At 67.7% G+C, this 8,535-nt stretch carries 12 protein-coding genes; 4 read left to right on the top strand and 8 right to left on the bottom strand.

Features of this window, described 5'->3' with window-relative positions:
- From AX690_RS07800 to rdgB, 7 genes are all read right to left on the bottom strand, one after another.
- The coding region (locus AX690_RS07800) for a magnesium chelatase domain-containing protein (protein ID WP_197426808.1) at positions 1–689 on the bottom strand (689 nt) is incomplete at its 3' end.
- A 108-nt stretch (positions 690–797) separates the two neighbouring features.
- Positions 798–1,751 (bottom strand): glutathione synthase, encoded by a 954-nt coding sequence (gene gshB, locus AX690_RS07795; protein WP_066682897.1) that lies wholly within the window; start codon positions 1,749–1,751, stop codon positions 798–800.
- Between the two features lie 90 nt (positions 1,752–1,841).
- Positions 1,842–2,657, bottom strand: coding sequence for a SirB1 family protein (locus AX690_RS07790; RefSeq protein WP_066682896.1), 816 nt, complete (start codon positions 2,655–2,657; stop codon positions 1,842–1,844).
- Positions 2,654–3,052: a YraN family protein gene (locus AX690_RS07785; RefSeq protein WP_066682895.1), complete on the bottom strand. Its 399-nt coding sequence runs from the start codon at positions 3,050–3,052 to the stop codon at positions 2,654–2,656. Before AX690_RS07785 ends, AX690_RS07790 begins: the two co-directional genes overlap by 4 nt.
- Positions 3,049–3,921, bottom strand: a complete 873-nt coding sequence (gene rsmI / locus AX690_RS07780; protein WP_066682894.1) for a 16S rRNA (cytidine(1402)-2'-O)-methyltransferase — start codon at positions 3,919–3,921, stop codon at positions 3,049–3,051. The genes AX690_RS07785 and rsmI overlap by 4 nt, the downstream gene beginning before the upstream one ends.
- Positions 3,922–3,999: 78 nt before the next feature.
- Complete coding sequence (hemW, locus tag AX690_RS07775) at positions 4,000–5,148, bottom strand: radical SAM family heme chaperone HemW (protein WP_066682893.1); 1,149 nt, start codon at positions 5,146–5,148, stop codon at positions 4,000–4,002.
- Entirely contained in the window at positions 5,141–5,743 is a 603-nt protein-coding gene (gene rdgB, locus AX690_RS07770) for an RdgB/HAM1 family non-canonical purine NTP pyrophosphatase (RefSeq protein ID WP_066682892.1), read from the bottom strand. The genes hemW and rdgB overlap by 8 nt, the downstream gene beginning before the upstream one ends.
- 33 nt (positions 5,744–5,776) lie before the next feature.
- Here rdgB and AX690_RS07765 point away from each other — a divergent pair, with 33 nt between their 5' ends.
- From AX690_RS07765 to AX690_RS07755, 4 genes are all read left to right on the top strand, one after another.
- Positions 5,777–6,370: a glutathione S-transferase N-terminal domain-containing protein gene (locus AX690_RS07765; RefSeq protein WP_066682891.1), complete on the top strand. Its 594-nt coding sequence runs from the start codon at positions 5,777–5,779 to the stop codon at positions 6,368–6,370.
- Positions 6,371–6,535: 165 nt separating this feature from the next.
- Positions 6,536–6,652, top strand: coding sequence for a hypothetical protein (locus AX690_RS22125; protein WP_082769557.1), 117 nt, complete (start codon positions 6,536–6,538; stop codon positions 6,650–6,652).
- An 81-nt stretch (positions 6,653–6,733) separates the two neighbouring features.
- On the top strand, positions 6,734–7,267 hold the full coding sequence (locus tag AX690_RS07760; RefSeq protein WP_013081064.1) for a DUF2975 domain-containing protein: 534 nt from the start codon (positions 6,734–6,736) through the stop codon (positions 7,265–7,267).
- Positions 7,268–7,284: 17 nt separating this feature from the next.
- Positions 7,285–7,515 carry a helix-turn-helix transcriptional regulator gene (locus AX690_RS07755; protein WP_066682890.1) on the top strand — a complete coding sequence of 77 codons (231 nt, stop codon included), beginning with the start codon at positions 7,285–7,287 and terminating at the stop codon, positions 7,513–7,515.
- Here the strand turns inward: AX690_RS07755 and AX690_RS07750 are convergent.
- On the bottom strand, positions 7,512–8,489 hold the full coding sequence (locus AX690_RS07750; RefSeq protein WP_066682889.1) for a S1C family serine protease: 978 nt from the start codon (positions 8,487–8,489) through the stop codon (positions 7,512–7,514). The two genes, AX690_RS07755 and AX690_RS07750, sit on opposite strands and share 4 nt — an antisense overlap.
- Positions 8,490–8,535 lie beyond the last annotated feature (46 nt).

The following is an 8,535-nucleotide window of genomic DNA, read 5'->3' as shown; positions in this document are numbered from 1 at the left end:
AACCCTCCGCTAAATCCGCAGCCCGGCTGTCTCAAAACTTCTGACGACGTACACAGGTTGTGGCCGCCGGCCGCGGCGATCTCCAAGGCGCGCTTGGCGTGCTCCTGACCCTTCACGTCGCGGAGGTCCTTGGGCCGTTCGCCCTCGACGATAGGACCGGGCGTCGGCGCTGATAGGACCTGGCTGCCCCGGAAGTGATTGATCAGCGACACCAGGGAGTGGGGCGCCAGGATCCGGGTTCCGCCGGCCCAGGCGGCTTCAGGCCCGGACGCCTCCGGACAGATCAGGCCAAGGTCCATGGCTCCGGCCGCCATGGCGGCGGGAAGCGCGCCAGCGGCCGGGACGATGCGGCCATCCAGCGACAGTTCTCCCATCGCCGCCCATCCATCCAGGGCGTCCAGCGGAATGACGCCAAGCGCCGCCATCACCGCCAGGGCGATCGGGAGATCGAAATGAGTGCCCTCTTTAGGCATGTCCGCCGGCGCGAGATTGGCGACGATGCGCTTGCCGGGCAGCGAAAGGCCAAGGCCCGCGAAGGCGCCTCTTACCCGCTCACGGCTCTCGGCCACGGCCTTGTCGGCGAGGCCAACGACGACGAAAGCGTGCTGTCCAGTCGTCAGCTGGACCTCGACGTCGACCCTTCGCGCCTCCACCCCCTCGAACGCCACCGTGACGACTCTGGCCGCCATGCCCCTGCCTTGCGGATGATCAATTTATCCACAACTTGCAGCATAGCTTGCGGGAAGGAGCAAGAACGAAAAACGAACGTTTCGGGAAAATCCGAGAGTTGGGAAAAGTTACCCACGGACTCGGCGAATGTCCTCGATGCGATCCCAAAGTACAGCGGCGGCGTTGACGCCGCTGAAGCGCAACAGCTGTTGGGCGCCGGTGGGCGACGTTACGTTGATTTCCGTCAGGTACTCGCCAATGACGTCGATGCCGACAAAGATCAGTCCACGGCGCTTTAGCTCGGGGCCGATGATCTTGCAGAGTTCGATGTCGCGAGGCGTCAATTCGACTGCTTCCGCGCGACCGCCGACACGCAGGTTGGAGCGCACCTGACCGTCCGCCGGCACGCGGTTGATCGCGCCGACGGGTTCGCCGTCGACCAGTAGGACGCGTTTATCGCCCTTGCTGACGGCCGGCACGAACTTCTGGGCGATGACCTGCTCGCGGCCGATCATGGCGTGCAGTTCGAGCAGCGCATCGAGGTTCGGGTCGTCTTTCAGAAGACGCGCCACCCCGGAACCGCCGCCGCCGTACAGGGGCTTCAGCACGATGTCGCCGTGGCGAGCCCGGAAGTCGTAGATGGCGTCGTGATCGCTGGTGATCAGGGTGGGCGGTTGCACCCCCGGAAAATCGGTGACGAACAGCTTCTCGGGCGCGTTGCGCACCTCGGCGGGATTGTTCACGACCAGGGTGTCGGGATGGACCTTCTCCAGGAAGTGGGTCGCGGTGATGTAGGCCATGTCGAACGGCGGGTCCTGGCGCATCAGCACCACGTCGACGTCGTCCTTCATGTCGAGCAGGATGGGCTCGCCCAGCTTGGCGTGGGCGCCCTTTTCCGCGAAGACCTCCAGGGGCTGGGCGCGGGCGAAGACCCGGCCGTCCTCCAGCGACAGCTTGTCCGGGGTATAGAACCACAGCCGGTGCCCCCGGTTCTGAGCCTCCATCATCATCAGGAAGGTCGTGTCGGTGTCGATGTTGATCCCGAGGACGGGGTCCATCTGGACGGCGACTCGCAGCGACATGGGGGCTCCTGGGGTTCTTCCGGCGACTGGGCGCGACGGCTTAGTTAGGCGTTCTTGGGCCAGGCTCCAACTTCGGAAACCTACAAGGCGTCAGTTGAGGCGCAACCGCATCCGCTCGCGCGCCGCCCGGGCCGCCATCGCCGCGCCGCCATCGAGAACCTGCGCGCGGGATAAGGCCTGAAGCGCGCCGGCCAGAGCGCCTTGGCCCTCGCGAGCGGCCGCGACGTCCAGCCAAGGGCGGTGGTCGTTGGGATTGAGCAAGGCGCGACGCAGGGCCGAGCGTTCAGCGCGAACCCAGTCCTTGGCCTGCTGGGCGCGAGCGAAGATGTTGTTCTGCAGGCGGATCAGCACGGCGCGATCCGAGATCGGGGCCATCAGCAACTCGAGCCGCGCGGCGACGTCCGGCATCAGGCCGGTGCGAAGCGCGCGCCGGGAGAGTTCCGACGGCAGGACCACGCGGCCTTCGCTGAACGGGTCCAGCGCCAAAGGCCCTTCGTCGGTCTCAATCCGCAGCAGGAAGTGACCGGGGAAGTCGACGCCGTGAACCTCCAGTCCGACGGCGTGAGCCGCGTGCAGGTAGAATACCCCTAGCGCCACGGGCAGTCCCTTGCGCCGGTGGGCGATGGCGATCACGTCCGCGTTGTCCGGGTGATCGTAGGTCAGCACATCGCCGGTCAGGCGCAGGTCGCCCGCCAGCGCCTCGGCGATCGCCTCCTCTGGCGACTCCGTTTCCAGGCGGCGGCGCAGGCGTTCGATCGCCTCGGCGGCCAGGGCTTCGGCCGGAGCGGTGTCGCGGCTGGGATCGTCGTGCGCGGCGCAGGCCAGAGCCGCCTCAAACAGCGGAAAGCCCTCGTCGGGGCCTTGGCCGGCGCGGGTGAGGATGTCCTCGGCCTCTTCGCGCGTCATAGGAAGCCGCCTTGGGATAGCTCCGCGCCCCACGCGTCTGCCAGATGACGCGGCGCTCGGCCGGGCGACAAGGCGATCAAGTCAAGACGTGTTTCAAGCGCGCGCAGGCCGGCCCGGTGCGCGGTCAGATGAGCGGCGGCGCGGCGTAGGCGATCGCGCTGGGTGGGCGTCACGGCGTCCAGGGCGTCCTCGATGGTGGCCCGTTGCTTGACCTCCACAACGGCCAGGACGCCGCCGCGTTGCGCCAGAAGGTCGATTTCGCCCAGAGGCGTCGCCAGGCGGAAGCCCAGGATCCGATAGCCCTTGGCCATCAGCCACAGCGCGGCCAGAACCTCCGCGCGCCGGCCGAGCTTGCGCGCCGCCGCGCCCCGAACCTGCCGCGCGCTGGCCGTCATCCCGCCGCCTCCTTGAGGGCGAGCGCCTGGCGATAGAGGTCCTTGCGCGACAGGCCGAAGGCCTTGGCGACCTCGGAGGCCGCCTCGCCGAGCGGAAGCCTGGAGAGCGCCTCTCGCAGGGCGGCGTCGACGTCATCCGCGCTGGCGGCCTTCTCGGTCCCGGGGCCGACCAGGATGACGATCTCGCCCTTGGGCGCCTCGAACCTGGTATCGGCGGCGAGTTCCGCGAGGCTTCCGCGCACGCAGGTTTCGTAGAGCTTGGTAAGCTCCCGACAAACCGCCGCTGGCCTTGGGCCGAATACGGCCGCCATGTCGGCGAGACAGTCGGCGACCCGGGACGCGCCTTCGTAGAAGATCAGCGTCGCGCGGACATTGGCGAACTCTTCAAGGAAGGTGCGGCGCGCGGCGCTCTTGGGCGGCGGAAAGCCGGCGAACAGGAAGCGGTCCGTCGGCAGGCCGGCCAGCGTCAGGGCCGCGAGGGCCGCCGACGCGCCGGGGATCGGGATCACCGGATGGCCGGCCGCGATCGCCTCCCTGGCCAGGCGATAGCCAGGATCCGACACCATCGGCGTTCCGGCGTCGGAGACCAGCGCGACGCGCTCACCCGCTTCGAGGCGTTCGAGGATCCCAGGAATGGCCCGCTCGGCGACATGTTCGTCATGGCGCTCCAGCCGCGTCCGGATTCCGTAGGCGGACAACAACTTTCCGGTGACCCGGGTGTCCTCGGCCAGCAGCACATCGCAGCCCGCCAGCACGTCCAGGGCCCGCAGGGTGATGTCGCGCAGGTTGCCGATCGGCGTCGCCACCAAATAGAGCCCCGGCGCGAGCGGCGCGTCCGACAGGGCGGGCGGGGGAGGCTGACGGCTCAAATCAGGCGTCCTTCAGATGTCGCTCAATCTTAGTTGGTAGCACTCGCCCACGCTAAACCTTCGCGGGCCATACTCATATCAGGTCGCGAGCAAGCCTGTCAGCCGATCCAGGACAAGACGACCCGTCCGTGTCGCGCGCAAACGATTGGGGTCGTCGACCAGCAGTCCAGTCTCAACCAGATCACGCACCTTGGTCAGTTTAGGCGTCAGCCCTAAAGGCTTCATTTCGTCGAACGAGACCCCCGCGTCGATTCGCAGGCCCAGCACCAGCCGCTCCTCCGCCGCTTCTTCTGGCGTCAGGGTCTCCTGTGTGAAGCCTGTTCCGGTCCGCTGGACGGCGGCGATATAGTCGGCGATCGCGCGATGCGCGGTGGTCGCCGCGCGTCCGTCGGGCAGGGCGAGACGTCCATGCGCGCCGGGGCCGACGCCGACATAGTCGACGCCCCGCCAGTAGACGAGGTTATGCCGCGAACGCGCCGCCTCGCCACGCGCGTGATTTGACACCTCGTAAGCGTCGAAGCCCGCGGCCTCCAGGACTTCTTGCGTCGTTTCGAAGAGCGTGGCGGCGAGGTCTTCGTCCGGGACCTTCAGGGTTCCCCGGCCCACGGCCCGATCGAAGGCCGTGCCAGCCTCGATGGTCAGTTGGTAGGGCGATACGTGTTCCGGCTCCGCCGCCAGGGCCTCCGCCAGCTCGGCCCGCCAGGCGGCGTCGGACTGGCCGGGGCGTGCATAGATCAGGTCGATCGAGAGGCGTGGAAAGGCTCGCCGCGCCGCGGCCATGGCTCGCCGCGCGGCGTCGGCGTCGTGGTTGCGGCCCAGCGTCTTCAGGGCGCTGTCGTCAAGCGCCTGGACGCCGAGCGACAGCCGCTGAACGCCCGCGTCGGCCAGGGCGGCGAAGCGATCGGTCTCCGCGTCCGTTGGATTGGCCTCCAGACTGATCTCCAGATCGTCCGCCGGCGACCACAGGCGTTTCGCCGTCTCGATCACCCTGGCCACCTGCGTCGGATCCATCAGCGAGGGCGTGCCCCCGCCGAAGAAGATCGACAGCAGGGTCCGTTCGCCAGTCAGGGCGCGCTGGGCCTCGAGGTCCGCGACGATGGCGTCAGCCAGGGCCGCCTGCTCTTCGGTCCTTCCCCGGTCGCGGACGACGTTGAAGTCGCAATAGGGGCAGATGCGCGCGCAGTAGGGCCAGTGGACGTAGACGCCCAGTTCCGTCCGGTCACTCAAACAGCGCCGCCTTCAGCTTGGCGAAGGCGCGCGCGCGATGACTCATAGCGTCCTTCACGGCGGGCTCCATCTCGCCGAAGGTCGTCTCGTGACCCTCTGGAACAAAGATCGGATCGTAGCCGAAGCCGCGGTCGCCGCGCGGCGGGAAGGTCAGGGCGCCGTCGATGCGCCCCTCGACGACGACCGCCGGACCGTTCGGCCAGGCCACAGCCAGAGCCGAGGTGAACCAGGCCGAGCGATCATCCGAGCCCGTCTCCTCGAGGCGCTCCTCGACCTTGCGCATGGCCGCCGCGAAGTCCTTGCCGGGACCCGCCCATCGGGCCGAATAGACGCCGGGCGAGCCGCCGAGCGCGGCGATCGAGAGGCCCGAGTCATCGGCCAGGGCGACCAGGCCAGAACGGTCGGCCGCATGACGGGCCTTGAGCAGGGCGTTGCCGACGAAGGTGCTCTCGGTTTCTTCCGGTTCCGGCAGGCCAAGCTGGCCCGCCGTGACGATCTCGAAGCGGCCGTCCAGCAGGGCCATGATCTCCGGCACCTTGCCAGGATTGTGGGTGGCGGCCACAAGCTTCATTCCCATCTCAAGCTTCAGCGCCATTTGTCTCTCCGGACAGCCAAGGAAATCAGTTCGATGCGGCTCCTTTACTCCGCCCTGTCGCCTTTTGCGCGCAAGGTTCGTGTCCTGGCCCTCGAAAAAGGCCTCGCCGACCGCATCGGGCTGGAGCCGGCGGCCCCGTACCAGGACGAGGCTGTCCGTGTGCTGAACCCGCTGAACAAGGTCCCGACCCTGGTCACCGACGATGGCGAGGCGGTCTATGACTCCGCCGTGATCTGCGACTATCTCGATGGGCTGGCCCAGCCCCGCCTGATCCCCGAGAGCCAGCCCGACCGCCACCGCGCCCTGACGCTGGAGGCCGCCGCCGACGGCATGGGAGACGCGGCGCTGCTGGTCGTCCGCGAACGCATGCGGCCCGAGGGCGAGCATCGGCAGGATGTGTTCGATCGTCAGCTGAAGGCCATCGCGGCGGCGCTGGATCTGTTCGAGCGCGCGGGGCTTTCGGCCGATCGGTTCGACATTGGCGAGATCGCGGTCGCGGCCCAGCTTGGCTATCTCGACGCCCGAAAGGTCGTCGACTGGCGCGAAGGACGGCCGGCGCTCGCGGCTTGGTTCGAGCTCGTGTCGAAGCGGGGCTCGATGGTGGCCAGCGACCCCAGCGCCGGGTGATTGTGGCGGTTGGGCCACGCCAGCACGCCTCGGCGCAACATTACTATAGTTTAATATCGTTTTTCGATAATCGTGATTGGCGGGACGGAAATCGGCTCTTATTTATTGATCGTGGACAGCGCCCGACCGCCGGCGCGCGCCACGTCTCTTGAACCGGAAAACCCGATGTCCGCCGCCCGCCTGTTCCGCCTCGCCGATAAGGTCGTCATGACCGCCATCACCGCCGCGTTGATCGTGGCCGTGCCGGTCTCGGCCGTGGCGTTCGTGGCGCAAACGCTCTAGGGCCAAGTCCGGCGAGGGTCGCCGTTTGACGTCTTTCGCGAAGCGGGGCGTTCTGTTCAGCGTCGCTGTTGGGGAGCAGCCATGCGCGCCTTGGGGCCAGGCTCCGTTTCGAGTTTCCTGAAGATCATCCTGGACGTGATCTACGTCGGGCTGTGGATCTTCGTCAGCCTTTTGTCGCTGTTCACGCTGGTCGCCCTGCTGTTCAGCTTCAATCCCGAATTGCTGGCCTCGATGTTGCCGATCAGCGATGCGGTCGAAGCCGTCAGTCGTGACGGCCCGCTGTTCGCCGGCGCCTTGGCGGCGTGGGCGCTGCTGCTGGGCGGCTGGATGGTGATCGTCGAGCGTCTGCGCAAGATATTCGCGACCCTCACCGCCGGCGACCCCTTCCACCCGGACAATGTCGTGCGTCTGCGCCTGATTGGCCTGGTGCTCGCCGGGCTCGAGGTCGGCCGCTACGTCTTTTCGGGCATGGCCCGCTGGCTGGCCCCCAAGACCAAGGTCATCGACGACAGCTTCACCCTGACCGCCTGGTTCTCGGTGCTGGTGGTGTTCGTGCTGGCCGAGGTGTTCCGCGAAGGCGCGCGCCTTCGTCGCGAAGCCGAACTGACGATCTGAACCGGAGCGATTTCTCTATGCCCGTCCGCGTGAACCTTGACCGCGTACTGCTGGACCGCCGCATGTCGCTGACGGAACTGTCCGACCGCGTCGGCGTGACGATCGCCAATCTATCAATCCTGAAGACCGGCAAGGCGCGGGCGGTGCGATTCTCGACCTTGGACGCCCTGTGCCGTGAGCTGCAGTGCCAGCCCGGAGACCTGCTGACCTTCGAAAGCGGCCCGCTTGGCGGCTACGAGGAAGACTAGTTTAGCCGCCGCTTCTTGAGCAGGGCGTTGCGGTCCATCGAGCGGACCTCCACCTCGAAGGCGTCGCCCTCGCGCAGAATCTTGAGGGGCACGGTCACGCCGGCTTCCCCCAGACTCCACATGACGGCGTAGAATTCGGTCAGGTCCGAGACGGGCTTGCCGTCGACGGCCAGGATCAGGTCGCCAGGCTTGATCTCCGCGCGGGCCGCGGGGCCCTTGGGAGAGATGCCGACGACGACGACGTGGTTCTCCATCTCCTGGGCGAAGACCCCCAGCCAAGGTCGTGGCGGATGCGGCGAGCGCCCACGCGCCAGATCATCGAGGATCGGCGGCAGCAGTTCGGCCGGCACGAACATGTTGAGCGGGCGGGTCTCGCCGTTCTGGTCGCGGCCCTCCAGCGTCAGAGAGCCCAGGCCTACGAGGTCGCCCTTGGGACCGATCAGCGCCGCGCCGCTCCAGTGCGGGTGGGCGGGCGCGGTGATGATCGCTTCGTCCAGCAAGTACTCCCAGTAGCCGGCGAACGGGATGCGGGCCAGGACCTTGCTGGCGGCGGCGTGAGCGCGCCCGCCGGCGCCGGCGGCGATCACCGGCGCGCCGGCCTCGAGGTCCTTGGCGCTGCCCAGGGTGATGACCGGCAGGTCCAGCGGCTCCAGCGCCTGAACCAAGCCGAGGCCCGAACGACCATCGAGGCCCAGCACGTGCGCCGGAACACGGCGGCCGTCATTGCGGGTCAGGACGACCTCTTCGGCCTCCGTGATCAGGTAGGCCATGGTCAGCACCAGCCCCGAGGGGCTGATGACGACGCCGTTGCCGACGCGCTCGGTTCCCAGGATCGCGGCGGTGTACGCGTCGGCCGGAACCTTCGCTTCCAGCGCCACGACGCTGGCCAGTGTCTGGTCCAGGTCGAACCGATAGGCTTCGGCCGATGGACGCAGGCGCGCTTCGACTTCGTAACCTTCGAACGGGGCGGGCACACAGGACTCCTGATCTTCAGGATCTGAATCTGGGCCCTCGCTCTGT

Origin of the sequence: Caulobacter sp. CCH9-E1 (genome assembly GCF_001556515.1) — a bacterium.
GTDB lineage: Bacteria > Pseudomonadota > Alphaproteobacteria > Caulobacterales > Caulobacteraceae > Caulobacter.
Note: the sequence above shows the minus strand (reverse complement) of the source record. Positions and strands in the feature narration are given on the sequence as shown.